Annotated in this window: 23 protein-coding genes; 14 read left to right on the plus strand and 9 right to left on the minus strand. The window is 66.5% G+C overall.

The window, feature by feature from the left end; all coding sequences use genetic code 11:
• Positions 1–11: 11 nt before the first annotated feature.
• From sdhA to AC1DFU_RS25195, 4 genes are all read right to left on the minus strand, one after another.
• Entirely contained in the window at positions 12–1790 is a 1779-nt protein-coding gene (sdhA, locus tag AC1DFU_RS25180) for a succinate dehydrogenase flavoprotein subunit (protein WP_092290166.1), read from the minus strand.
• 3 nt (positions 1791–1793) lie between these two features.
• Positions 1794–2159 carry a succinate dehydrogenase, hydrophobic membrane anchor protein gene (gene sdhD, locus AC1DFU_RS25185; RefSeq protein ID WP_092290168.1) on the minus strand — a complete coding sequence of 122 codons (366 nt, stop codon included), beginning with the start codon at positions 2157–2159 and terminating at the stop codon, positions 1794–1796.
• 11 nt (positions 2160–2170) lie between these two features.
• Positions 2171–2581, minus strand: a complete 411-nt coding sequence (gene sdhC, locus AC1DFU_RS25190) for a succinate dehydrogenase, cytochrome b556 subunit (RefSeq protein ID WP_092290173.1) — start codon at positions 2579–2581, stop codon at positions 2171–2173.
• A 434-nt stretch (positions 2582–3015) separates the two neighbouring features.
• On the minus strand, positions 3016–3858 hold the full coding sequence (locus AC1DFU_RS25195; RefSeq protein WP_092290175.1) for a GntR family transcriptional regulator: 843 nt from the start codon (positions 3856–3858) through the stop codon (positions 3016–3018).
• Positions 3859–4192: 334 nt separating this feature from the next.
• On the opposite strand from AC1DFU_RS25195, the gene AC1DFU_RS25200 reads away from it, so the two are divergent.
• The 7 genes from AC1DFU_RS25200 (at position 4193) to AC1DFU_RS25230 (ending at position 13428) form a co-directional block, all read left to right on the plus strand.
• On the plus strand, positions 4193–5176 hold the full coding sequence (locus AC1DFU_RS25200) for a malate dehydrogenase (protein WP_092290179.1): 984 nt from the start codon (positions 4193–4195) through the stop codon (positions 5174–5176).
• Between the two features lie 128 nt (positions 5177–5304).
• On the plus strand, positions 5305–6285 hold the full coding sequence (locus AC1DFU_RS25205) for an HpcH/HpaI aldolase/citrate lyase family protein (RefSeq protein ID WP_092290181.1): 981 nt from the start codon (positions 5305–5307) through the stop codon (positions 6283–6285).
• 227 nt (positions 6286–6512) lie between these two features.
• Entirely contained in the window at positions 6513–7055 is a 543-nt protein-coding gene (locus AC1DFU_RS25210; protein WP_092290183.1) for a hypothetical protein, read from the plus strand.
• A gap of 199 nt (positions 7056–7254) precedes the next feature.
• The gene (acnA, locus tag AC1DFU_RS25215; protein ID WP_092290185.1) at positions 7255–9960 is read left to right on the plus strand and encodes an aconitate hydratase AcnA; all 2706 of its coding nucleotides are present in this window, start codon (positions 7255–7257) and stop codon (positions 9958–9960) included.
• 220 nt (positions 9961–10180) lie between these two features.
• Positions 10181–10339 (plus strand): hypothetical protein, encoded by a 159-nt coding sequence (locus tag AC1DFU_RS25220; protein ID WP_177219833.1) that lies wholly within the window; start codon positions 10181–10183, stop codon positions 10337–10339.
• 79 nt (positions 10340–10418) lie between these two features.
• The gene (locus AC1DFU_RS25225; RefSeq protein WP_477159763.1) at positions 10419–11621 is read left to right on the plus strand and encodes a DUF2863 family protein; all 1203 of its coding nucleotides are present in this window, start codon (positions 10419–10421) and stop codon (positions 11619–11621) included.
• A gap of 274 nt (positions 11622–11895) precedes the next feature.
• Complete coding sequence (locus tag AC1DFU_RS25230) at positions 11896–13428, plus strand: ABC transporter substrate-binding protein (protein ID WP_441590748.1); 1533 nt, start codon at positions 11896–11898, stop codon at positions 13426–13428.
• Positions 13429–13449: 21 nt separating this feature from the next.
• Here the strand turns inward: AC1DFU_RS25230 and AC1DFU_RS25235 are convergent, their stop codons facing one another.
• Both AC1DFU_RS25235 and AC1DFU_RS25240 read right to left on the minus strand, forming a co-directional pair.
• Positions 13450–14352: a class I SAM-dependent methyltransferase gene (locus AC1DFU_RS25235; protein WP_092290857.1), complete on the minus strand. Its 903-nt coding sequence runs from the start codon at positions 14350–14352 to the stop codon at positions 13450–13452.
• A gap of 42 nt (positions 14353–14394) precedes the next feature.
• Positions 14395–15165, minus strand: coding sequence for a tetratricopeptide repeat protein (locus AC1DFU_RS25240; RefSeq protein WP_092290191.1), 771 nt, complete (start codon positions 15163–15165; stop codon positions 14395–14397).
• A gap of 159 nt (positions 15166–15324) precedes the next feature.
• On the opposite strand from AC1DFU_RS25240, the gene AC1DFU_RS25245 reads away from it, so the two are divergent.
• Complete coding sequence (locus tag AC1DFU_RS25245) at positions 15325–15828, plus strand: hypothetical protein (protein ID WP_092290192.1); 504 nt, start codon at positions 15325–15327, stop codon at positions 15826–15828.
• Positions 15829–15882: 54 nt separating this feature from the next.
• Here the strand turns inward: AC1DFU_RS25245 and AC1DFU_RS25250 are convergent, their stop codons facing one another.
• The 3 genes from AC1DFU_RS25250 to AC1DFU_RS25260 form a co-directional block, all read right to left on the minus strand.
• The gene (locus AC1DFU_RS25250; RefSeq protein ID WP_441590547.1) at positions 15883–16386 is read right to left on the minus strand and encodes a DNA-deoxyinosine glycosylase; all 504 of its coding nucleotides are present in this window, start codon (positions 16384–16386) and stop codon (positions 15883–15885) included.
• Between the two features lie 62 nt (positions 16387–16448).
• Entirely contained in the window at positions 16449–18350 is a 1902-nt protein-coding gene (gene htpG, locus AC1DFU_RS25255; RefSeq protein ID WP_441590548.1) for a molecular chaperone HtpG, read from the minus strand.
• 109 nt (positions 18351–18459) lie between these two features.
• Entirely contained in the window at positions 18460–19944 is a 1485-nt protein-coding gene (locus AC1DFU_RS25260) for an aminotransferase-like domain-containing protein (protein ID WP_255370663.1), read from the minus strand.
• Between the two features lie 189 nt (positions 19945–20133).
• Here AC1DFU_RS25260 and AC1DFU_RS25265 point away from each other — a divergent pair, with 189 nt between their 5' ends.
• The 6 genes from AC1DFU_RS25265 to AC1DFU_RS25290 are packed head-to-tail and all read left to right on the plus strand — an operon-like array spanning position 20134 to position 24936.
• The gene (locus AC1DFU_RS25265) at positions 20134–20811 is read left to right on the plus strand and encodes a VOC family protein (RefSeq protein ID WP_441590549.1); all 678 of its coding nucleotides are present in this window, start codon (positions 20134–20136) and stop codon (positions 20809–20811) included.
• A 32-nt stretch (positions 20812–20843) separates the two neighbouring features.
• Positions 20844–21569 carry an alanyl-tRNA editing protein gene (locus tag AC1DFU_RS25270; RefSeq protein ID WP_441590550.1) on the plus strand — a complete coding sequence of 242 codons (726 nt, stop codon included), beginning with the start codon at positions 20844–20846 and terminating at the stop codon, positions 21567–21569.
• 10 nt (positions 21570–21579) lie between these two features.
• Positions 21580–22212, plus strand: a complete 633-nt coding sequence (locus tag AC1DFU_RS25275; protein WP_441590551.1) for a LysE family translocator — start codon at positions 21580–21582, stop codon at positions 22210–22212.
• 20 nt (positions 22213–22232) lie between these two features.
• Positions 22233–23228 carry a DMT family transporter gene (locus AC1DFU_RS25280; protein ID WP_441590552.1) on the plus strand — a complete coding sequence of 332 codons (996 nt, stop codon included), beginning with the start codon at positions 22233–22235 and terminating at the stop codon, positions 23226–23228.
• A 12-nt stretch (positions 23229–23240) separates the two neighbouring features.
• Positions 23241–23696, plus strand: coding sequence for a RidA family protein (locus tag AC1DFU_RS25285; protein ID WP_092290209.1), 456 nt, complete (start codon positions 23241–23243; stop codon positions 23694–23696).
• 52 nt (positions 23697–23748) lie between these two features.
• Complete coding sequence (locus AC1DFU_RS25290) at positions 23749–24936, plus strand: aminotransferase-like domain-containing protein (RefSeq protein ID WP_092290211.1); 1188 nt, start codon at positions 23749–23751, stop codon at positions 24934–24936.
• Positions 24937–24985 lie beyond the last annotated feature (49 nt).

The raw sequence follows: 24985 nt of genomic DNA on the forward strand, positions 1-24985 counted from the left end.
CGATGCGGGGCTCAGAAGGTACGGGCCTTCGGCGGAACCGATTCCACTGTCAGCGGCTCCATCTTCACCGGCTTGTAGTCGAGGCGGTTGCCTTCGCTGTAGAACAGCGTGTGCTTGAGCCAGTTGTTGTCGTCGCGGTTCGGGAAGTCGCTGTGGGCGTGGGCGCCACGCGATTCCTTGCGGGCCGCGGCCGAGATCATCGTCGCCTTGGCCACTTCCACCAGGTTCGACACTTCCAGGGCTTCCACCAGCGCGGTGTTGAAGACCCTGGACTTGTCCTTCAGGTGGATGTTGTTGGCACGCTCCGCCACTTCCAGGATGCGCTCGACGCCTTCGTCCATCAGCTTCTGCGTACGGAACACGCCGGCATGCGACTGCATGTTGCGGCGGATGTCGTTGGCCACGTCCTGGGTGTATTCGCCCGAGGTCGTGCCCTGCAGCTTGGCCAGGCGCGACATGGCGCGGTCCGCGGCGTCAGCCGGCAGCGGCTTGTGTTCCTTCTGCTTGTTCGCGTTGGCGATGATGTGGTTGCCGGCCGCACGGCCGAACACCACCAGATCCAGCAGCGAGTTCGTGCCCAGGCGGTTGGCGCCGTGCACCGACACGCAGGAGCATTCGCCGATCGCGTAGAAGCCGTTCACGATCTCGTTCGGGTTGCCGTTCTTCGGCACCACGACCTGACCGTGGAAGTTCGTCGGGATACCGCCCATCTGGTAGTGGATGGTCGGCACGACGGGGATCGGTTCCTTGATCGCGTCGACGTTGGCGAACTTCATGCCGATTTCTCGGATCGACGGCAGGCGCTTCATGATGGTCTCGGCACCGACGTGGGTCAGGTCGAGCAGCACGTAGTCGCCGTTCGGGCCGCAGCCACGGCCTTCCTTGATTTCCTGGTCCATCGAGCGCGACACGAAGTCACGCGGCGCCAGATCCTTCAGCGTCGGGGCATAGCGCTCCATGAAGCGCTCGCCATCCTTGTTACGCAGGATGCCGCCCTCGCCACGCACGCCTTCCGTGATCAGCACGCCCGCGCCGGCCACGCCGGTCGGGTGGAACTGCCAGAACTCCATGTCTTCCAGGGGTACGCCGGCACGTGCCGCCATGCCCAGGCCATCGCCCGTGTTGATGAAGGCGTTGGTGGAAGCCGCGTAGATCCGGCCCGCGCCGCCGGTGGCGAACAGGGTGGTCTTGGCTTCGAGGATGTAGACCTCGCCGGTCTCCATTTCCAGCGCGGTCACGCCCAGCACATCACCGTCTTCGTCGCGGATCAGGTCCAGCGCCATCCATTCGACGAAGAAATGTGTCTTTGCGCGCACATTACGCTGGTACAGCGTGTGCAGCAGCGCGTGGCCGGTACGGTCAGCCGCGGCGCAGGCACGCTGCACGGGCTTCTCGCCGTAGTTGGCCGTGTGGCCGCCGAACGGACGCTGGTAGATCGTGCCATCGGCATTACGGTCGAACGGCATGCCGAAGTGCTCGAGCTCGTACACGACCTTCGGCGCTTCCCGGCACATGAACTCGATGGCGTCCTGGTCGCCCAGCCAGTCCGAGCCCTTGATGGTGTCGTAGAAGTGATAGTGCCAGTTGTCCTCGCTCATGTTGCCGAGCGAGGCACCGATGCCACCCTGCGCCGCCACGGTGTGCGAGCGGGTGGGGAAAACCTTCGACAGCACGGCCACGTTCAGGCCGGCTTCCGCGAGCTGGAGGGATGCGCGCATCCCGGCGCCGCCCGCCCCGACGATGACCACGTCAAACCGACGACGCGGCAATCCAGTCTTGACTGCGACCATTTATTACACCCTCCAGAGAATCTGAGCAGCGTAGCCCGCGCAACCGACGAGCCACAGAATCGTAAGAACTTGCAGCACGAGGCGCACGGCCATCGGCTTCACATAGTCCATCCAGATGTCGCGCACGCCAAACCAGGCGTGATACAGCAGCGAGAGGATGGTGAGGAACGTCAGGATCTTCATCCACTGGTTGGAGAAGAGACCTGCCCAGCCTTCGTACGACGGATTGCCGAAAGCCAGGTACACACCCGCCAGGATCACGGTGAACAGCACCATGATCACGGCGGTCACGCGTTGCGCCAGCCAGTCCTTCAGACCGTAGTGCGCACCGACGACAAGACGCTTGGGACCGATATTATTGTTTGCCACCTTGATTCTCCTCAGAACAGGCCGAATAGCTTCAGCCCGAAAATCAGGGTGAGCAGCAGGCTGACGACGAGCACCGCGACGGCCGACTTTGCAGACGTGGGCTTTGCCACGCCGACGTGCACGTCGAGCAGCAGGAAGCGGATGCCAGCGCAGAAGTGATGCAGGTAACCCCAGATCAGCGCCAGGATGACCAGTTTGACGAAGCCGTTGGACAGCAGTGCCGAGAACTTGGCGAAGCTCAGCTCGGACGTGACGCTCTGCTCAAACAGGTACAGAACGAACGGAAGGAGGAGGAACATCAATGCACCGCTGACGCGATGCAGGATGGATACCTTGCCGGCCCAGGGCAACCGATAACGCGCGATTTGCGCAATACCGATGTTCCGGAACTCCGGCCTGGCTTGTTTGACGGCTTCAGCCATGCGAGACCCCATTTGCGGTAGAAAAAAAACTGCAAAAGAACGAAAACTGCCATTGCTCCGGGTTTCACCGGATCGCTACACGATTGCGCAGTGACGCGACTCCGGGTACCTTGAAGGCACGGGACACACCCGCCTTCCGGTGCGCACCGGTTTGGATCCTGCGCGTGGGTTGCGCTGGATGCAAATGAATGCACTGGAGCAAATCCAGATGATTTTAGCGCCTTTGTTGCGCGCCGCACCAATAATTTTCAGCTATCGCGCACCAACCCGGCGTGCCCGACAATCGCACGCAATACTTCGCGCACCACGCCGGATCGGACTTCTCCCCGGCGCATTCCCGATGATTCCATTCAATGGCCGCAACGGTCAGCACAGGTCATCTGCAGGCGCCGCAATAATCGCGCTCCGACCCTGGCGAGCATCGCCACCATGCATTAACTCAAGTCATTCTGGTAATAGTGCCGGGTGGTCACATAGAGGCCGCGGCGGACTTCCACCGGACGATCGCCATAGGTGAACGATACCCGCTCCACCGACAGCAGCGGCGTACCCGCGGCCACGGACAGCAACTCGGCCGCCGTATTATCGGCAGAAACCGCCCGAATCTTTTCCGTGGCGCGGATCATGCGCGTGCCGAACTCGGCCTCGAACAGCGCGTACATCGGGCCCTTCCACTCGTTGAGCTTCTCGGCCGTCAGTCCTTTGAAATTGGTACCCAGCAGCCAGATCTCGTCCAGTACCGTGGCTTCATTCGAAAATGTCAGCACGCGGCGGATCTGCACGACGCTGTCGCCGGTACGGATATCCAGCAGCCGTGCGATCTCGGCCGGCGCGCGCAGGCGCTTGCATTCCAGCACCCGGCTCGCGCCATAGTGCGGCTCGCCCTCGTCGGGTACCAGCCGCAGGAAACGGAACTTGACCACGTCCTCATAGTGCGTGGTCACGAAAGTGCCCTTGCCCTGCCGGCGGGCCACCAGGTTCTCGGCAGCCAGTTCGTCGATGGCCTTGCGCACCGTGCCCTGGCTGACCTTGTAGCGCGCGGCCAGGTCCATCTCGCTCGGGATCATTTCGCCCGGTTTCCATTCGCCGGACTGCAGGCTCTGGGTGATCAGGGCCTTGATCTGCTGATAGAGGGGACTGAACGTGGGCGAGGGATTGACCGGGCCGGCCGGCGCATTGGCGGCGGGCGGCTGCGTCCCGGCACCGCTCTGGGGGGCGCCAGATTCCGGCGCGCCGTTGCCGGCTGCGGCGGACAGGGACGTGGGCAGGGATGACATAGCCCGGATTTCACCACAAAATCGAGAATCGCGTCCAGCACGCTATGAAATGTCTTATGTCTTATATAAGACATATAAATTGACAGTCACGGAGGCCCGTCCTACACTCGCGCAGTCCGCGCCGCCGCCCCCGGCCGCCATCCCCCGCAAGACCCGGATTCGGGCATTGCGGCACCGTTCGGGATGCGGCGCACCACATAGCAGTAGTAGACTTACGCCTTGTCGCCCCCGACGCGGCGGACGCCAGCCTGCCCCGTGGCGACACGCGACGCGCCCGCCCCGTGCGGCAGGCGCCACTGACCGGTTACCCCTCATTTCGTTTGGAGATTTACTCATGGCTAAAGCCCCAATGCGCGTCGCAGTGACCGGCGCCGCTGGCCAGATCGGCTATTCCCTGCTGTTCCGCATCGCCAATGGCGACATGCTCGGCAAAGACCAGCCGGTTATCCTCCAACTGCTCGACCTCCCGCAAGCCCAGGCCGCCGTCAAGGGCGTGGTGATGGAACTGGAAGACTGCGCGTTCCCGCTGCTGGCCGGCGTGGTCATCACCGATGACCCCAAGGTTGCCTTCAAGGACGCCGACGTGGCCCTGCTGGTTGGCGCCCGTCCCCGTAGCAAGGGCATGGAACGCAAGGACCTGCTCGAAGCCAACGCCCAGATCTTCACGGTGCAGGGCAAGGCGCTCGACGAAGTGGCGAGCCGCAACGTCAAGGTGCTGGTGGTGGGCAACCCGGCCAACACCAACGCCTACATCGCCATGAAGTCGGCCCCGAGCCTGCCGCGCGAGAACTTCACCGCGATGCTGCGCCTGGACCACAATCGCGCGCTGTCGCAGATCGCCGCCAAGACCGGCAAGCCGGTGGCGTCGATCGAGAAGATGTTCGTGTGGGGCAACCACAGCCCGACCATGTACGCCGACTACCGCTACGCCACCGTGGACGGCAAGAGCGTCAAGGACATGATCAACGACCCGGTCTGGAACAACGACGTGTTCCTGCCGACCGTTGGCAAGCGCGGCGCCGCCATCATCGAGGCCCGTGGCCTGTCGTCGGCTGCCTCGGCCGCCAACGCCGCCATCGACCACGTGCACGACTGGGTACTGGGCTCGAACGGCAAGGTCGTCACGATGGGCATCCCGTCGAACGGCGAATACGGCATCCCGGCCGACACCATGTTCGGCTACCCGGTGACCACCGCCAACGGCAAGTATGAAATCGTGAAGGGTCTGGAGATCGACGCCTACAGCCAGGAAAAGATCAACATCACCCTGAAGGAACTGGAAGAAGAAAAGGCCGGCGTGCAGCATCTGCTGGGCTGATCTTCCGGAGCTTCCCGCGCATGACGAACCGGGGTCCCGCATCGATGCAACAATCGGCGCGGACCCCGGTTTTTTCATGGGCGCGGGCTTTGTCTCGTCAATTACCCCCCACTCCATAAGTATTCAACGTGCATCCTTCCGAGGTCTTGTTCCAGGGCGAAGCCATCCCGGTCCAGTTGCCGGTGTGTGACCACTATGCCGGCAGCGAAAAGCTCATGCGCAAGTCGCTGGCCCTGCAGCAAGAGCTTGGGCCCGTGTTCGACATCACGTTCGATTGCGAGGACGGCGCCGCCGTCGGTCTGGAGCGCGAGCACGCCACGCTGTGCGCCCAGCTGATCAACAGCCCCGCGAACGTCCACAATCGCGTGGGCGTGCGCATCCACGACCCGGCCCACCCGCACTGGCGCGAGGACATCGACATCCTGGTCGCCGCCGCTGGCGCGCGGCTGGCCTACGTCGTGGTGCCGAAGGTGACCGATGTGGTGGAAGTGGCCCGGGTGACCGACCACGTCAACCACGTGGCGCGCAGTGCCGGCATCGCCCGGCATATCCCGATTCATGTGCTGATTGAGACACATGCAGCACTCGAACAGGTCTTCGATATCGCCGCGCTGGTCCAGGTGGAGTGCCTCAGCTTCGGGCTGATGGACTTCGTCTCCGCGCACCACGGCGCCATTCCGGGCGATGCGATGCGCTCGCCGGGCCAGTTCGAATACCCGCTGATCCGCCGCGCGATGCTGGAGATCTCGGCGGCCTGCCATCGCCACGGCAAAGTGCCGTCGCACAACGTCAGCACGGACGTTCAGCATCCGCAGCGCGCCGGCGAAGACGCCAGCCGCGCCCGCGCCGAGTTCGGCTACCTGCGCAAGTGGAGCATCCATCCGGGCCAGATTGCCCCGATCGTGGCCGCTTTCCGCCCCACCGACACCGAGATCGGCGCGGCCAGCGAGATTCTGCTGGCCGCGCACGAGAACAACTGGGCGCCAATCCGCCATGACGGCCAGTTGCACGACCGCGCCAGCTACCGGTACTACTGGGCGCTGTTGCAGCGTGCTCACGCGACGGGCACCCACCTGCCGGCAGCGGCGGCCGAGCTGTTCTTCGACTGAATGACCCGGGTGACGCCTCAGCGCGCGGATACTGCCCTTTTCCGGCCTGAAGTGCCCCATGGCAAACCAGACATTTCCGATTGTGTAACCAATAGATGACGGACTTCGCCCTGTCAGGCAAATCGTAGAGAATAGCGGCGGAAAGTTGCCGGGCGTCCGCACGGGCACCCGGCCCCGCCCAATATCAGAGCCCCCAAGTAATCATTCAAAATCCGGAAGGAATACCCATGAAAAAGATCGTGCTTGCCTCCTTGCTCGGCGCCCTCTCGCTGACCGTCGCCTCCACCGCCATGGCTCAGGAACCCGCCAAGAAGCCGGCTGCGACCAAGAAAGCGCCCGCCAAGTCCAGCAAGAAGGCCACGACTGCTGCCGCCGCCCCCGCCACGCCGTCCGGCGAGAAGTGGCAGTGCGAGCTGGGCAACGTCATCTATATCAATGGCAACATGCTGCGCGACGAAGTGCTGACCGTGCACTGGCAAGGCCGTGACTACCGCCTGCCGCGCCAGTCCACCGTGACCGGCGCCGACCGCTACTTCGACCAGCAATCGGGCCTCGACCTCGTCGTGATCCCGGGCAAGGCCATGCTGTTCAACAAGAACCTGGGCCAGCGCCTGGCCGACGAATGCCAGAACGCCGACATGCAGGCCGGTGGCTCGGCCCCGACCCAGGCCGGCGCCCTGCGCGCACCGGTGGCCACGCCGCTGCTGATGGCTCCGGCCCCGGCCGCCGAAGCCCAGCCCGCCCCCGCCGCCCAGGCTCCGAAGCAGTAAAGTCGTAAATTTGCGATCATTGCAGTACTTCGCGCGGCCCCTCGCCGCGCGGCAGTTGAGTTTGTTGTCACGGTGCGCGTCCGGGGAATCTCCGGCCGCGCCGCGTCAAGGCGGCGGAACCCTCTCGTGCACCGGGGTCTGAAGAAGAAGAAAGTTTAGAAAATCGCGTCCCGCGTCATCCCTCGATTGGAGTCAGGCAATGCCCCACAATCTCAATAAAACTCTCAAGGAATTCAAGCTCGCCACCGGCGGCCGCGGCCAGTACTACTCGCTGCCGCAGCTGGGCAAGGCACTGGGCGTGAAGATCGAACGGCTGCCGATTTCGATCCGGCTGGTGCTGGAATCGGTGCTGCGCAACTGCGACGGCAAGAAGGTCACCGAGGAACACGTTCGACAACTGGCCAACTGGAAGCCCAAGGCCGACCGCGTGGACGAGATCCCGTTCGTGGTAGCCCGCGTGGTGCTGCAGGACTTCACGGGCGTGCCGCTGCTGGCCGACCTGGCCGCAATGCGCAACGTGGCCGAGAAGATGGGCAAGAACCCCAAGAAGATCGAGCCGCTGGTGCCGGTGGATCTGGTGGTCGACCACTCGGTGCAGATCGACCATTTCCGCGAGAAAAAGGCGCTCGACCTGAACATGCAGCTGGAATTCAAGCGCAACAACGAGCGCTACCAGTTCATGAAGTGGGGCATGCAGGCCTTCGACACCTTCGGCGTGGTGCAACCGGGCTTCGGCATCGTCCACCAGGTGAACCTCGAATACCTGGCGCGCGGCGTGCACAAGAAGGACGGTGTCTACTATCCGGACACGCTCGTTGGCACCGACTCGCATACCACGATGATCAACGGCATCGGTGTGGTGGGCTGGGGCGTGGGCGGCATCGAGGCCGAAGCCGGCATGCTCGGTCAGCCGGTCTACTTCCTGACGCCTGACGTGGTCGGCGTGGAACTGAAGGGCCGCCTGCGCGAGGGCGTGACCGCCACCGACCTGGTGCTGACCATCACCGAAATGCTGCGCCGCGAGAAGGTCGTCGGCAAGTTCGTCGAGTTCTTCGGCGAAGGCACCGCCAGCCTGACCACCCCGGACCGCGCCACCATCGGCAACATGGCGCCCGAGTACGGCGCCACGATGGGCTTTTTCCCGGTGGACGAGAAGACCATCGACTATTTCAAGGGCACCGGCCGCACCGCCGAGGAAATCGCCGCGTTCGAGGGCTACTTCCGCGCCCAGGAGATGTTCGGCGTGCCGATGGCCGGCGACATCGACTACAGCACCACGCTGACGCTCGACCTGGGCTCGGTGGCGCCGTCGCTGGCCGGCCCCAAGCGCCCGCAGGACCGCATCGAGATCGGCAACGTCAAGAGCACCTTCGCCTCGCTGTTCTCCAAGCCGGTGGCCGAGAACGGCTTCAACAAGAATGCCGATGACCTGGACCGCGAGTACACCAACACCGACGGCGTGAAGGTGAAGAGCGGCGACGTGCTGATCGCCGCCATCACCTCGTGCACGAACACCTCCAACCCGAGCGTGCTGCTGGCCGCCGGCCTGCTGGCCAAGAAGGCGGTGGAAGCCGGCCTGAACGTGGCGCCGCACATCAAGACGTCGCTGGCCCCGGGCAGCCGCGTGGTGACCGAGTACCTGACCGCCACCGGCCTGCTGCCGTACCTGGAGAAGCTTGGCTTCGGCGTGACGGCCTACGGCTGCACCACCTGCATCGGCAATGCGGGCGACCTGACCCCGGCGCTGAACGAGGCCATCGTCCAGAACGACATCGTCGCGGCCGCCGTGCTGTCGGGCAACCGCAACTTCGAGGCCCGCATCCACCCGAACATCCGCGCCAACTTCCTCGCCTCGCCGCCGCTGGTGGTGGCCTACGCCATCGCCGGCAACGTCACGCGCGACCTGATGACCGAGCCGGTGGGCAAGGGCAAGAACGGCAAGGATGTCTGGCTGGGCGATATCTGGCCGACGTCGGAGGAAATCCAGGCGCTGCTGAAGTTCGCGCTGGACGCCGAGGTGTTCAAGACGAACTACGAGCAGGTCAAGAAGCCGAGCAAGCTGTGGGCCAACATCAAGGGCACCACGGGGCAGGTCTATGACTGGCCGACTTCCACCTACATCGCCGAGCCGCCGTTCTTCCAGGACTTCCAGCTCGAGCCGAAGGCTGCCTCGGCCAGCGTGCGCGGCGCGCGGGCGCTGGGCGTGTTCGGCGACTCCGTGACGACCGACCACATCTCCCCGGCCGGCTCGATCAAGGACACCTCGCCGGCGGGCAAGTACCTGCTCGCGCACGGCGTGCTGAAGGCGGACTTCAACAGCTACGGCTCGCGCCGCGGCAACCATGAAGTGATGATGCGCGGCACGTTCGCCAACGTGCGGATCAAGAACCTGATGATTCCGCCCAAGGCCGACGGCTCGCGCGTGGAAGGCGGCCTGACGCTGCACCAGCCCACCGGCGAACAGATGTCGATCTACGACGCCGCCATGAAGTACATCGCCGAGGGGACGCCCACGGTGGTAATCGGCGGCGAAGAGTACGGCACGGGTTCCTCGCGTGACTGGGCGGCCAAGGGCACGCAGCTGCTGGGCGTGAAGGCCGTGGTGGCGCGCAGCTTCGAGCGGATCCACCGTTCGAACCTGGTCGGCATGGGCGTGCTGCCCCTGCAGTTCAAGGGCAGCGACAGCGCGCAGTCGCTCGGCATCATCGGCAACGAGACCTTCGACGTGGAAGGCATCGAGGGCGACCTGAAGCCGCAGCAGGATGTGGTGCTGGTGATCCATCGCGCCAACGGCGACACGCAGCGCGTGCCGGTGCTACTGCGCATCGACACCCCGATCGAGGTGGACTACTACAACCACGGCGGCATCCTGCCGTTCGTGCTGCGCCAGCTGCTGGCCGCATAAGCGGTCCCGGCCCCGGCCAGGAAGTGACAACGGCGCACCCCACGGTGCGCCGTTTTTCATTGCTGGGCGCCGCGCGGCCGGGCCAGCTTGCGGGTTATCCCCGATCCGGCACGTAAGTTCCACGCAAGGCTGCACTGCCAGACTGGTCCCTACGCAATTCGGCGTTCATCCCTATAAGCGGGCGCGGCCACGGCACGCCCCCGCACCGACTGGAGACACCATGGTCAAGATCCTCATCGCTTTCATCGTCGTCGCCGGCGCCGCCCTGTATCTGCTGACGAAGGGTGGCGGCGACGTCTCCATGGGCGGCGAACAGCACGGCGCCGAGACCCACGCCCCGGCCCCCGCCGAGGCCCCGGCAGCGCCCGCACAGAAATAAGACGGAACGCCGCCAGGCGCGGTGTTTGTCAACGCAGCGAGTAGAATACCGTTTTACGTAAAACGGACGGTCTTCACATATGGCAGGTTTTCGCCCCAAGTCTTCCCCCCGACTCTCGCCCGATGCCGAGCGACTGGTGGCCGACGCGCTTGCGCTCGACGCCTCGGGCAGCCGCATGGAGGACGGGTATTGGGAGCGGCGGCTGTCGCAGCGCCTGGGCCGCCTCCTGAAGAACGGCAGCCAGACCGCCCTCGACGCCGCGCTCGAACACCTGTTCAAGCACAACGCGGATGCCTCCGACGTGCTGGCCGAGCAGGCCGAGACGCTGGCCGAGTCCGCCACGGTCGAGATCGACGGCGTGCAGCATGACGCCCTGCTGATCGCCGCGCCGATCCTCGCCCATACCCGCTACGCGATTCCGTCCGGCGCGCTCAAGCCCGAGCTGGCCCAGACGCTGGCCGTGCACCTGCAGGCCCACGTGCTGGCCACGCAGACCCAGGTGGCGCTGTCGCCGTATCTATATAGCATCGACCAGCTCCCGCGCACCCATAGCGACACCTTCGCCCTGACCCACAAGCTCGCCTCGGCGGCGCTGGCCGGCACGGTGCCCAAGGTGGATCTGCGCGACCTGCCGGAGACCGCCCCGATCCTGGCCGATCCGCGCTACCTGCTGGCCGTGGTGGTGGCGCCGCACGAAGGCGCCCTGTTCCGCTGGCAGGAAGATGCCAAGGAGCACCACGCCGAGCGTTCCACCTGCCTGGAGCAATGGCGCCAGCAGGTGCAGCCGTCCGTGGCCGTGCTGCTGCCGGGCTGCGAATTCGAACTGCTGCTGCCCGATGCGTTCTTCCTGTCGTGCCGCGAATCTGACAAGAGCATCCGCCCGCTGACCGTGCGCGCCGCCGTGAACTACCTGTGCGGCACGCTGGACGTGTCCGCCGGCCAACTGGCTGCCGTGGTGGCCTCGTTCGGCGAGGAAGTGGTCGAGGAATACCGCGTCGGCTTCACCATGCGCGGCGAGAAGGACGTGATCTACGGCATCGTCTGGCCCGTCTATGGCCGCGAGGCCGGCGAAGTCGATGCCGAGGAAAAGGGCAACCCGCTCGAGCAGATCTGCGAGGAACTGCGCAACGCCGGCGTGGAGGAGATCTTCCGCCACGCCGCGCTGTTCGACCCCGAGTACTGCGAAGACTGCGGTACGCCCCTCTATGCGGACCGTTCGGGCGAGATCGTCCACGCCGAACTGCCCGAGGACGCGCCGACCCAGCAGCCGCTGTTCCACTAAGCTGGCCGCCGACTCATAAAAGAACCCGCGCAAGCGGGTTTTTTTATCGGCGCGAAGCGGTGGAAGGTGCCGCCCACCGGAAGTGCCGAAAACACCCCATACCCGTGCCATCGCCCAGGAAGTCCCCCAACCCACGCAGGCGTGTACGTTTGACGGCACAATGCATGGCATCCCATCCCACATCCCGCACCACCCGAGGAGCCTGTCGATGAAAGCGAGCCATCGTTCCGCCAAGATCCGCCATGCCTTGCTGGGCACCCTGCTCTCCGTTGCGATGTCCGCCGGGGTGACCGTGGGCGCCGCGCACGCCGAGGACCTGCGCATCGGCCTGGCTGCCGATGTCACCTCGATGGACCCGCACTGGAACAACGCGGGCCCGAACAACGCCATCGCGCTGCATATCTTCGAATCGCTGGTGTTCATGGATAAGAACGCCCGCTACATCCCCGGGCTGGCGCTGTCCTGGAAGCCGGTGAACGCCATCACGTGGGAGATCAAGCTGCGCCCGAACGTGAAGTGGCATGACGGCACGCCGTTCACGAGCGAGGACGTCAAGGCGTCCCTGGAGCGGCCCGAGAAGCTGACCAACAGCCCCGGCTCGTTCACCAGCTATACCAAGCCGATCGCCCGCATCGACACGCCCGACGCGCTCACCGTGCGCCTGACCATGAACGTGCCGAATTACGCCAACCTCGCCAACGACCTGAACAGCGTGCCGATCATGCCGAAGAAGGTCGCGGCCACGCTGACCCAGGCCGATTTCGACTCGGGCAAGGCGATGATCGGCACCGGGCCGTTCAAGTTCGTGCGCTTCGCACGCGGGCAGGAAATCGTGATGGCGAAGAACCCCGACTACTGGGGGCCGAAGGTGGACTGGGACCGCGCGGTGTTCCGCATCCTCACCGACAACGGCGCACGCAGCGCGGCGCTGCTGGCCGGCGACGTGGACGTGATCGAGAGCGTGCCCTCGGCCGACGTGGCGAAGCTCAAGCAGAATCCGAAGTTCAAGATCGAGCAGACGGTGTCGTGGCGCACCATCTTCTGGCAGATGGACCAGTCGCGCGACAACTCGCCGTTCGTGACCGACAAGGCCGGCAAGCCGCTGGCCAAGAACCCGTTCAAGGACGCCCGCGTGCGGGAAGCGGTCAGCAAGGCGCTGAACCGGGACGCCATCGTCAGCCGCATCATGGAGGGGCTGGCGGTGCCGGCCTCGTCGATCGTCTCGCCGCAGATCTTCGGCCATCCGGGCACCAAGCCGGACGCCTACGATGTCGAGGGCGCCAAGAAGCTGCTGGCCCAGGCAGGCTACCCCGATGGCTTCGCGCTGACGCTGCACGCCACCAACAACCGCTACCTCAATGACGGCCAGGTGGCGCAGGCCACGGCCGGCATGCTGACGCGCATCGGCATCCAGACCAAGGTGGAGACCCTGCCCGTGGCAGCCTACTTCACGCGCGCGCGCCAGGGCGAGTTCTCGTTCCAGATGCTGGGATGGGGCTCGGCGGCGGCCGATGTGGCGCTGCGCTCGATCACCGGCACGCCCAACCCGAAGACCGGCTATGGCACGTGGAACTGGGGCAAGTACAGCAATCCGCAGCTCGACAAGCTGATCGAAACGTCACTGACCACGGTCAGCAGCGACAAGGCGCGCGAGGAAGCCGCGCGCGCCGCGGCGAAGGTCGCGCTGGCGGATCACGCCATCATCCCCTCGCACAGCCAGCTGGCGATGTGGGCGATGCGCAAGGGCCTGCGCTACGAGGCCCGCACCGACGAATGGTCGCTGGCGCAGTTCTTCCACAAGGAATGACCGTTTTCCCTCAGAAAGCGATCAGATCACCAGCCGGTCTTCCTGATTGGCATTGGCCGCGCGCAGCTTCTTGACCCAGTCCCGGGCGGGCAGCTGGGTCGCGGCTTCCACCACGTCCGCGCGCGCTTCCAGCGTCTCCCAGGAGACGTCGATGGCCGGCCCGTTGAACGCCATGGCGATGATGTTGCCGTCATGCACTTCCGGGAACACCAGCACGCGGTTGTCGAAGGCATCGCAGATCCGCACGATGTTCTTCGGAAAACTCTCGTGGTCGCCGAACAGGTTGATCGTCATCACGCCGGGCGTCTTCAGCACGCGGCGGCAGGCGCGGTAGAACGCCGTGGTGTCCAGCACCGGGCCGCGCGCGGTGGCGTCGTAGAGGTCCACCTGGAGCGTATCGATGGCCGCCGTGCTGGCGCTGTCCATCACGAAGTCCCAGGCGTCCTGCTCGCGCACGGTCAGGCGCGCGTCATCTTCGCGCAGGCCGAACATGCTGCGGCCGGCCACGATCACGGCCGGATTCAGCTCCACTGCCGTCACCTTGGCGCGGGCGAACTGCCGATGGCAGAACTTGGTCAACGCGGCAGCCCCGAGGCCCAACTGCACCACGTGGAAGTCATCGACCGAGGGCGACTGGAACAGCAGCCAGGCCATCATCTGCTGCGCGTATTCGAGCTCGATGGCGTCCGGCTTGCGCAGGCGCATCGCGCCCTGGACCCATTCCGTGCCGAAATGCAGGTAGCGCACGCCGTCCATCTCGGAGAACGTCACCGGCGCGAAGCGCGGCTTCATGCGGGCTTCGTGACGGGGGTCCTGCCGGGAATCCTGCCGGGCGTTCAGGTTGCCGCGCGATGCGTCACGGTGTCCGCGGGCGGGACGGCGCGAGGCCACGGCCTCGATCGATTTGCGTTTCAGAAGCGTCATAGCGGAGAAAAAGGCGCCAAGGGCGCGGATCATGGGGGCGAATCATTGGCCCAGCGCGGTCTGGGCGCGCTGGAGCCATTCGCGATTGTGTTCGCGGGCATGGCGCGGCCAGTGGCGCGCGTCATGGACGATATCGGCATAGAGCGCTTTCGCGCGCTCGCGGTCGGCGGCATCGGGCTGGGCCGTCAGCCAGTCGGCAAACAGGCAGCGCGGCGCGGCATCGCTGGCGCTGGTCAGGGCCTGCTCGAACGCAGCCCGGGTGCCGGGCGCGCCGGTAGCGGCCAGCGTCTGCGCGTACAGCAGCGAGGGCGTGGCCTGCTCGCGCGCCTGCGGGTGGTGCGAGAACAGCGTCTCCAGCGTGGCCTGCGCCGGCCCGGGCTGGCCGGTGGCCACCTGGGCGCGCGCCAGCCCTTCCAGCAAGGCCGGGTCGGAGGCGAACGGGCCGTTGGCGGCCGTCTGGTAGTGCGTCAGCGCCTCGGCCGGCTGGCCGGCATCGAGCAGCGCGGCGCCCAGGCGCATGCGGTGGTCCACGGTGGGTGCCCGGTCGAAGGCGTCGCGGGCCTCCCGCACGGCACGGTTCGGATCCACGATCTGCCGGATCGCCCGTCCCGCCGCCCGCGCCCCGCGCGTCTGGCGCAGGCTGGGCAGGTAGACCGCGAAGAAATAGACCACGCTGCCGAGCCCCGGGAACAGGAACAGCAGCAGGAGCCAGTACATATTCTGGTGCGTGCGCACCGCATGCACCGCGAAGAAGATGGCAACGATGACATGCAGGCCGATACCGCCAATACCGCCAAGGCCGAGACTGGACATAGGAATTTATCGAAATGGGAGGCCGGCCCGCCGCGCGGGGCGAGCCATGGCCGCGATTGTGACAGAAGTGACTGACGGTGAGACTTGTTCGGTACGCCTAAAGTTTTGCGGATTTGCGCCGAAGAAGGGGTGGGCTCTCTCCCGATCGGAACCACGCATATGACAACAATCAGCAGCGTTACCCCTCAGATCGTCACCGCCAGTGACGCCAACGTAACCAACACCCGCCGCTTCACCGCGCCGGCTGACGACGCGGCGCAAGCCGCCGCCGCCAGCACGGACGGCAGCGCGTCGGCCTCCTCGGCTTCCTCGGCCAGCGCCAGCGGCGACATCAAGGGCCCGGGCGGCGCCGGACGCCTGGGCGGCGCAGGTGCCGCAGACGCCAGCGCGGCCAGCAGCGAAGACAGCGACTCGGCGGTCATCAAGGCGCTGAAGCAGCAGATCGAGGCGCTGCAGAAGCAGCTGGCAGCCCAGATGCAGCAGCTCCAGGCCGCGCAGAACAGTGGCGCGGACGACAGCACCAAGGCCAGCACCGTGGCCGCGCTGCAGGCCGGTGTCACGTCGACCTCGGCGTCGCTCCAGCAGGCCGTCGCCAAGCTGGCCGAAGCCATTCAGCAGGCCGGCGCCTCCAGCACCGGGAACATCGTCAACACGACGGCCTGAACGGCGTCGCCCCTTCGTCATCGAAAGAAGACGCCCCACGCCTGGCTGGGCGATTCAGTCCAGCCAGGCGCGCAAGGCCTGCCACGCGACCCGCTTTTCCGAATAGGCCAGCGTATAGGCCGGGCTGCTCGACGGCAGCCGCAGGATGGCATGGCGGTCGCCATGCGCCCCCAGCGCCCCCAGCGCCTTTTCCCCGATCTTCGCCGCCGTACCGCCGTTGAAGGCAATCGCCCGCAGGCTCGGCAGCGTGCCGATCAGCCCGAGCAGGTCGTTCCCGGCATGGTCGCGGATATTGCTGTCGAGGCTGCCATCGCGCCGCGCCTCGGCCACCACGTCCCACAGCCCCACGCCGTACCCAAGCAGCGCTTGCAGGCGGGCCGGGTAGTCCTGGCCGACGAGATCGACCCCGAGGACATCGCCCATCAGGTGCCAGAAGCGGTTCTGCTTGTGCGCGTAGTACTGGTTCTGGGCGAGCGAGACCTCGCCCGGCAGGCTGCCGAGCACGAGGACGCGGGTGTGGGCATCGACGACCGGCGGGAAACAGCGTTTGGTGGTCATCTTGGGAGGGTCTTCGCTGGCGGCCCCTCCCCCGCAGGCGGGAGCGGGGCCGCAAACCGGCCTCAGGCCAGCAGGCGGTTCACGCGTTGCACGTAGGTGGCCGGATCTTCCAGCATGCCGCCCTCGGCCAGAAGGGCCTGGTCGAACAGCACGCTGACGCGGTCGGCGAAGGCTTCGTCGCCGGCCACGTCGCGCAGCTTCTTCACCAGCGCGTGCTCGGGGTTCAGCTCCAGGATCGGCTGGGCGTCGGGCGCCTTCTGGCCGGCCTGCTTGAGCAGGCGCTGCAGGTAGCCGCTCATGTCGCCATCGTCCGACACCAGGCACGAAGCCGATTCAGTCAGGCGCAGCGTCACGCGCACGTCCTTGGCTTTGCCTTCCAGCACGCCCTTGGCACGGTCGACCACGTCCTTCCAGTCGGTTTCGGCCTTTTCCTGCTCGGCCTTCTCGGTCTCGTCGGCCAGCGCGCCGAGGTCCAGGTCGCCACGCGCCACGGACACCAGTTCCTTGCCGTCGAACTCGTGCAGGTAGGACAGCATCCACTCGTCCACGCGCTCGGTCAGCAGCAGCACTTCGATGCCCTTCTTGCGGAAGACTTCCAGATGCGGGCTCGACTTGGCGGCCACCCAGGTGTCGGCGGTGACGTAGAAGACCTTGTCCTGCCCTTCCTTCATGCGGCTCACGTAGTCGCCCAGCGAGACCGACTGCTCGGCCGTGTCGCTGTGGGTGGACGCGAAGCGCAGCAGCTTGGCGATGCGCTCGGCGTTGGCCTGGTCCTCGCCCATGCCTTCCTTGAGCACCTGGCCGAACTGCTCCCAGAAGGTCTTGTACTTGGCGCGATCGGCTTCGTCCTCGCTGTCCGCCAGCGATTCGAGCATCGACAGCACACGCTTGGTGCTGCCCTCGCGGATCGCGCGCACATCGCGGCTCTCCTGCAGCAGCTCGCGCGAGACGTTCAGCGGCAGGTCGGCCGAATCCACCACGCCCTTGGCCCAGCGCAAGTACGCCGGCAGCAGTTGGTCCGCGTCGTCCATGATGAACACGCGCTTCACGTACAGCTTCAGGCCGGCCTTGTGATTGCGGTCCCACAGGTCGAACGGGGCGCGCGCCGGGATGAACAGCAGCTGCGTGTACTCGCTGCGGCCTTCCACGCGATTGTGGGTCCAGGTCAGCGGGGCTTCCTGGTCATGGGCGATGTGCTGGTAGAACGCCTGGTACTGCTCGTCGGTGATGTCGGACTTGGCGCGCGTCCACAGCGCGCTGGCCTGGTTCACGCTCTCCCACTCGCCGGTGGTCTTGTGGGCGCTGGCTTCGGCATCCCACTCTTCCTTGGGCATGCGGATCGGCAGCGAGATATGGTCCGAATACTTCTGGATGATGTGGCGCAGCCGGTACGACGACAGGAAGTCGTCCTCGCCCTCGCGCAGGTGCAGCGTGATGGTGGTGCCGCGCTCGGCGCGCGAGATGGCGTCCACCGTGAACTCGCCGTCGCCGGTGCTTTCCCAGCGCACGGCTTCCTCGGCCGGCACGCCGGCGCGGCGCGTCTCCACCGTGACCTTGTCCGCGACGATGAAGGCCGAGTAGAAGCCCACGCCGAACTGGCCGATCAGCGCGGCGTCCTTCTGCTGGTCGCCGGACAGTTGCTGGAAGAATTCCTTGGTGCCCGAGCGCGCGATCGTGCCGAGGTTGCGGATCGCCTCGTCGCGGCTCATGCCGATACCGTTGTCGGTGATCTTCAGCGTGCGGCTGGCGGCGTCGGCTTCGATGCGGATGGCCAGGTCGGCATCGTTCTCGAGCAGCGACGGGTTGGCGATCGCCTCGAAGCGCAGCTTGTCAGTGGCGTCCGAAGCATTCGACACCAGCTCGCGCAGGAAGATCTCCTTGTTGCTGTACAGCGAGTGGATCATCAGGTGCAGCAGCTGCTTCACTTCCGCCTGGAAGCTCATCGTTTCGTGCGGTGCGGTCATGGTTCTCCTCTTGAAAGCTTGAAAACAAAGCGGGCACATCCGGGGTTGCCCCGGGCGCGGTGCGCGGCGGGGTCGATGGCCCTTCAAATCGGGATGGGCGGACGGTTTTTCAAGCCCCCGGGGTGGCGGGGGCATGGGCGGTATGGGTGCCAGAGGCCGGCTGGCCGGATAATCGCTCGATCTGCGCGGCCAGGAAACGCAGCATGCCGGGATCGGCGCTGCTGGCCACGTTGAAGCGCGTCCAGGTGGATGGCATCTGGCTGGGCGAGAACAGGCTGCCCGGGGCGAACAGGTAGCCCTCCTCGTGCCCCGCCGTAGCGATGACATTGGTGTCCACGCCCGTATCGGCCCACAGGTACATGCCGGCGTGCTGGCCCGGGAACATCCGCAAACCCAGCCGTTCGAGTTGGTGGCGGGTCTCGTCGCGCGCCCGGTCCAGCCGGCCGCGCACGCGCTCCACGTGCTTGCGGTAGTGGCCCTCGGTCAGCACCTTGTAGACCACGCGCTCGTTGATCTCGGGCGTGGCCATGCCGGTCAGCAGCTTGCTGTCGGTCAGCGTCACGGCCAGCTCCGGGCTGGCGGCGATGAACCCCACGCGCAGGTTGGCGGCCAGCGTCTTGGAGAAGCTGCCGAGATAGATCACGCGCCGGAGCTGGTCGAGGCTGGCCAACCGGGTGGCGGCGTGGCCGGGCGGGCAGAGATCGCAATAGATATCGTCCTCCACCACCAGGAAGTTGTACTGCTCGGCCAGTTGCAGCAGCCGGAACGCCCGGGCGGCGGAGAGCGAGGTGCCCGTGGGGTTGTGCAGCACGGAATTGACCACGAACAGCTTGGGCCGATGGGCCTGCACCACGCGCTCGAGCGCGTCCAGGTCCGGGCCATCGGCCGTGTACGGCACGCCGATCACGTGGGCGCCCTGCGCGGCGAAGCGCGCGAACATCACGAACCAGGCCGGATCGCCGACCAGCACGGTATCGCCGGGGTGCAGGTATTGCCGTGCGATCAGGTCGAACGCCTGCGTGATGCCGGAGGTCATCACGATCTGGTCCGGCGTGACGCCGATCTCCAGCTCCTCCAGCCGCGTGCGCAACTGCTGCCGCAACGGCAGGAAGCCCTGCGGCGTGCCGCTCGACAAAAAATGGTTGCCCGGTTGCCGCCCCAGGCTGCGCAGCGCGCCGGACATCAGCTCGCCGTCCAGCCACTCGTTCGGCAGGAAGCCCCAGCCCGGCGCCTTGTGGCTCTCCGCCGAATGGAACATGCTGCGCAGCAGCCAGGTCACGTCGATATTGCGGATGGCGTCCGAAGGCGGCGTGGCGGCCGTGGACGGATGTGCCACGCGCTCCCGCACATAGAACCCCGAGCCGCGCCGCGACTCCAGGTAGCCCAGCGCCACCAGCCGCTCATAGGCTTCCACCACGGTGAAGCGCGAAATCCCCTTCTCGGTGGCCAGTTGCCGGATCGACGGCATGCGCATGCCGGCCCGGAACACCCGTTCGTCGATGCGCAGCCGTGCCCATTCAGTCAATTGCTCGACCAGCGTCATCTGGGCCGAAGGAATCGGGTCCGGCAACTGCTCGTGGCCGGCCGTCGGCATCACCAGCCTCAAGGGCCGTGTGCCGCCCGACGCACCCGAGCGGCCTCCGCTATCCTTGCGGTCTGGCCCGGGGTGCCGCCTTTCGTCCGCTTCGCTGCCTTCCATGTGGTGCTCCCGCAACTGTACTGAATACGATCTGCTGAACTGTATCGGTACTGTACCGATAACCTTGTCTACCATCAACCGACAATGACGCTCGCCATAGACCACCTCGTGATCGCGGCCCCGGATCTGGAATCCGGCGCGAACCATGTTGCCGACCTGCTCGGCGTTGCCCCGCAAGGCGGCGGCGCGCACCCGCGCATGGGCACGCACAACCGCGTCATGGGGCTGTTCGGCGGGATGTACCTCGAAGTGATCGCGATCGACCCGGCCGCCCCGGCGCCGGATCGGCCGCGCTGGTTCGGGCTGGACAGCGAAGCCATCCGCGAGCGGCTGGCCGACGGCCCGTTCCTGGCCCACTGGGCCGCCCGCGTGGAACGGCCGATCGACCTGTCGCGCTGGCAGGCGCAGTACCCGGACCGCATCGCCCCGGCCATTCCGATGACGCGCGGCGCGCTGCACTGGCGCCTGACCGTGCCCGACGACGGCAGCCTGCCGGCCTGGCCGGGTGAGGCGACGCATGCGGGCGATGGCCTGTTCCCCACGCTGATCCAGTGGGACGTGCCCAACCACCCCGCCATCAGCCTCCCGCGCCAGGACCTGGCGCTGCGTCGGCTGCGCGGCAGCCATCCACAGGCGGAACTGCTGCGGCAGGGGCTGGCGTGGATCGGCGCAGCAGACCTGATCGAGATCGAACAGACCGATGGGCCGCCACAACTGGTGGCCGAAATCGACACCCCAGCAGGCACCAAGACCCTGCGCTGACTATATAAATACCCCCGAAGGAGCCCCCGACGATGTCCGCCACCACCACCAAGCGTTTCGACGACGACGCCTATCTCGACCACTGCAACGCCACGGTCGTGGCCGTGAGCGAGGCCGGCATCGAGCTGGACCAGACCGTCTGCTACGCGCGGAGCGGCGGGCAGGCCGGGGACACCGGCACGCTGGTGCTGGCCGATGGCCGCGTGGTGGCGCTGATCGACACGATCTACGCCGAGGACCGCACCCGCATCCTCCACGTGCCGGCGCCGGACGCCCCGGCGGTGCAGCCCGGTGACCAGGGCGAAGTGCGCATCGACTGGGCGCGCCGCCACAAGCTGATGCGGCTGCACACCTGCCTGCACCTGCTGGGATCGCTGATCCCGGTGCCGGTGACTGGCTGCAGCATCTCGCCCGATTCCGCGCGCATCGACTTCGACCTCCCCGAATCCACGCTGGACAAGGCCGAACTGACCGAGCAGCTCAACGCGCTGATCGGCGCGAAGACCGATGTGCGGATCGACCGCATCACGCCCGAACAGCTCGCCGCGCAGCCCGATCTGGTGCGCACCGTGGGCGCCGCGCCGCCGGCCGGCACGTCCACCATCCGCATCATCGAGATCCCCGGTGTGGACCGCCAACCCTGCGGCGGCACCCACGTGGCCAATACGGGCGAGATCGGCGCGGTCACCGTGACCAAGATCGAAAAGAAGAGCCGCACCAACCGCCGCGTGGTGGTCAACTTCGCCGCGCTGGCCTGAGGTCGCCGTCATGGATGCCAACTGGCTGACGGGCCTGTCGATGGCCCAGTTCCTCGCATTGATCACGCTGCTGGCCGTGGGCGCGTTCACGCCCGGCCCCAACACCACCATCGCCGCCGTGACCGGGGCCAACTTCGGGCTGCGCGCCACGCTGCCGCATTGCATCGGGGTGGCGTTCGGCTTCGCGAGCATCGTCGCGCTGTGCGCCACCGGCGTGGGCGCCCTGATACTGGCCAGCCCGATGCTGGCGCGCGCCATCCATGTCGTCGGCGTGGCCTACCTGCTCTGGCTGGCGTGGAAGATTGCCCGGAGCGCCTCGCTGGCCGAGAAGACCGTGCTCAAGCCGATGAACGTCTGGCAATCGGCCGCGTTCCAGTACGCCAATATCAAGGCGTGGATGCTGGCGCTGGCCGTGGCGGCCTCGTACATGGCCGGCGCGCCCTCGCCCGCGCAGCGCATCGCGCTGGTCAGCACCGTGTTCGGGGTGTTCGGCTTCTTCAGCAACGGCGCCTATGGGCTGCTCGGCGCCTCGCTGCGGCACTGGCTGGCGCAGGGCAACCGCGTGCGCTGGTTCAATGGAACGATGGGGCTGGCGCTCGGCGTGACGGCGGTCTGGATCGCCCTTGCCGCGCAGCCGCACTGATCTTCCCGGGCCTCCGCATCATGGCAAATCCTTCTGCTTCTGCTTCTCCCTCCCATCCGCCCGCTTCCGGCGGCATGTGGCTCGGCTTCATCGGCGTGGCGATCTTCAGCCAGACGCTCCCGTTCACGCGCATGGCCGTGGCCGAGCTGGACCCCATCTTCGTGGCGCTGGCCCGCGCGGTGCTGGCGGCCTGCCTGGCGCTGGGCCTGCTCGCCCTGCGCGGCGCGCTGGCCCCGGCACGGCGGCCGCGCGGGCGCCAGTGGGCACGGCTGGCCGTGACGGCGCTGGGCGTGGTGGTCGGCTTTCCGCTGTTTTCGTCACTCGCCATGCGCGAGGTGCCGGCCGGCCATGGCGCCATCGTGATTGGCCTGCTGCCGCTGGCCACCGCCGTGTTCGCGGCGTGGTTCGGCAGCGAGCGCCCTTCCCCGGCCTTCTGGCTCTCGGCCGTGGCCGGCAGCGCGCTGGTGATCGCCTTCGCCCTGTGGCAGGGGGCCGGCGGCCTGCAACATGCCGACTGGTATTTGTTCGCCGCCGTGGTACTTGGCGCGCTGGGCTATGCCGAGGGCGGCAAGCTGTCACGGGAGCTGGGCGGGCTGGAAACCATCAGCTGGGCGCTGGTCGTGTCCCTGCCGGTACTGGTGCCCGTGGTGGCGTGGCTGGCCATGGCGCACGCGCCCGAGATCGGCGCGGCATCCTCCCGGGCGTGGCTCGGCATGGCCTATGTCTCGGTCTTTTCGATGTTCATCGGCTTCCTGTTCTGGTACGCCGGACTCGCAAAAGGCGGCGTCGCCCGCGTAGGCCAGATACAATTGCTCCAGCCGTTCCTCACGCTGGCGGGCGGCGCCGTGATCCTGGCCGAGCCCCTCGACGCCCCCACCCTCGCCTTTGCCGTGGCGGTGATTGCCGTGGTGGCCCTTGGCCGCCGCGCCGCCGTGCGCAACACGGCACCCGCCACGCCACCGGCCGCCACCGCGGCCGAAGGGGCGCCCCCCATATTTCCAGGACGACTTCACTAACAGGAGCCATGCATGTCCGTATATGACACCCTCGCCCGCCTCGGCGTGGAACTGCCCCCCGTCAGCGCCCCCGCCGCCGCCTATGTCATGGCCGCGACCAGCGGCAACACCGTCTTTCTCTCGGGCCACATCGCCCGCAAGGACGGCAAGGTCTGGGCCGGCAAGCTCGGCAAGGACGTCGACACCGAGACCGGCAAGGCCGCCGCGCGCGCCATCGCCGTCGACCTGCTGGCCACGCTCCACGCCCATATCGGCGACCTGAACCGGGTCCAGCGCATCGTCAAGGTGATGAGCCTGGTCAACTCCACGCTGGAATTCACCGAGCAGCACCTGGTGACCAACGGCGCATCCGAGTTCCTGGTCGAGGTCTTCGGCGACAAGGGCCGCCATGCGCGCAGCGCGTTCGGCGTGGCCCAGGTGCCGATGGGCGCCTGCGTCGAGATCGAAATGATCGTCGAAATCGCATAATTCGTATTTTTTCCACCACGCAGTCCAAGATTCACCCCACCAGAGACAGATCATGAAATGGGCCATCTCCCGCCGAGCACAGCAACTGACCAGCTCGGCCATCCGCGAAATCCTGAAGGTCACCGAGCGTCCGGAAGTCATTTCCTTCGCCGGCGGCCTGCCGTCCCCGGCGTCGTTCCCGGTAGCGGCCATGGAAGCGGCGGTGGCCCGCGTATTCGCCGATAACCCCCAGGGCGCGCTGCAATATGCCGCCACCGAGGGTTATCTGCCGCTGCGCGAATTCGTGGCCAAGCGCTACAACGTGGAGGTGGAGCGCGTGCTGATCACCACCGGCAGCCAGCAGGCGCTGGACCTGATCGCCAAGGTGATGATCGACCCGGGCAGCCCCGTGCTGGTGGAAACGCCGAGCTACCTCGGCGCCCTGCAGGCGTTCTCGCTGTTCGAACCCGAGTTCGTCTCGGTGCCGACCGACGAGCGCGGACTGGTGCCCGAGGCGCTGACGCCGGAGCTGACCGCCGGCGCCCGCTTCCTCTACGCCCTGCCGAATTTCCAGAACCCCACCGGCCGCCGCCTGCCCCTGGAGCGCCGCCAGGCGCTGGTCAAGCGCGCGCAGGAACTGAACCTGCTGCTGGTGGAAGACGACCCCTACGGCGAACTGAGCTACACCGGCGACATCCTGCCGACACTGCTCTCGATGAACCCGGACGGCGTGATCTACATGGGCTCGTTCTCGAAGGTGCTGGCCCCCGGCCTGCGCCTGGGCTTCGTGATCGCCCCGCCCGAACTGCACTTCAAGCTGTGCCAGGCCAAGCAGGCATCTGATCTGCACACGCCGAGCTTCACCCAGCGCATGGCCTACGAGTCCGTGCGCGACGGCCTGCTCGAACGCCATATCCCGACCATCCGCGCGCTCTACGGCAAGCAATGCGAAGTGATGCTTGACGCACTCAAGCGCCACATGCCCGCCGGCGTGACGTGGAACCAGCCCGAAGGCGGCATGTTCATCTGGGTGGAACTGCCCGAGGGGCTGGACAGCATGAAGATCCTCGAGGAAGCCGTGCGCCGTAACGTGGCCTACGTGCCGGGCGCGCCGTTCTATGCGGGCAATCCGCGCATGAACACGCTGCGCCTGGCCTTCGTGACGGTGCCGCCGGAGCGGATCGAGCAAGGCGTGACGATCCTCGGCGAACTGTTCCGCGAAGCCATCGCTAAGGCAGCGCCGCAGCCGCGCGCTGCCTGAGGCTAGCCCCGGAACCCTGAAGGAGAGCCGATCGCCATGGACGTGGAGG

The organism is Cupriavidus sp. 10L45 (genome assembly GCF_056395225.1).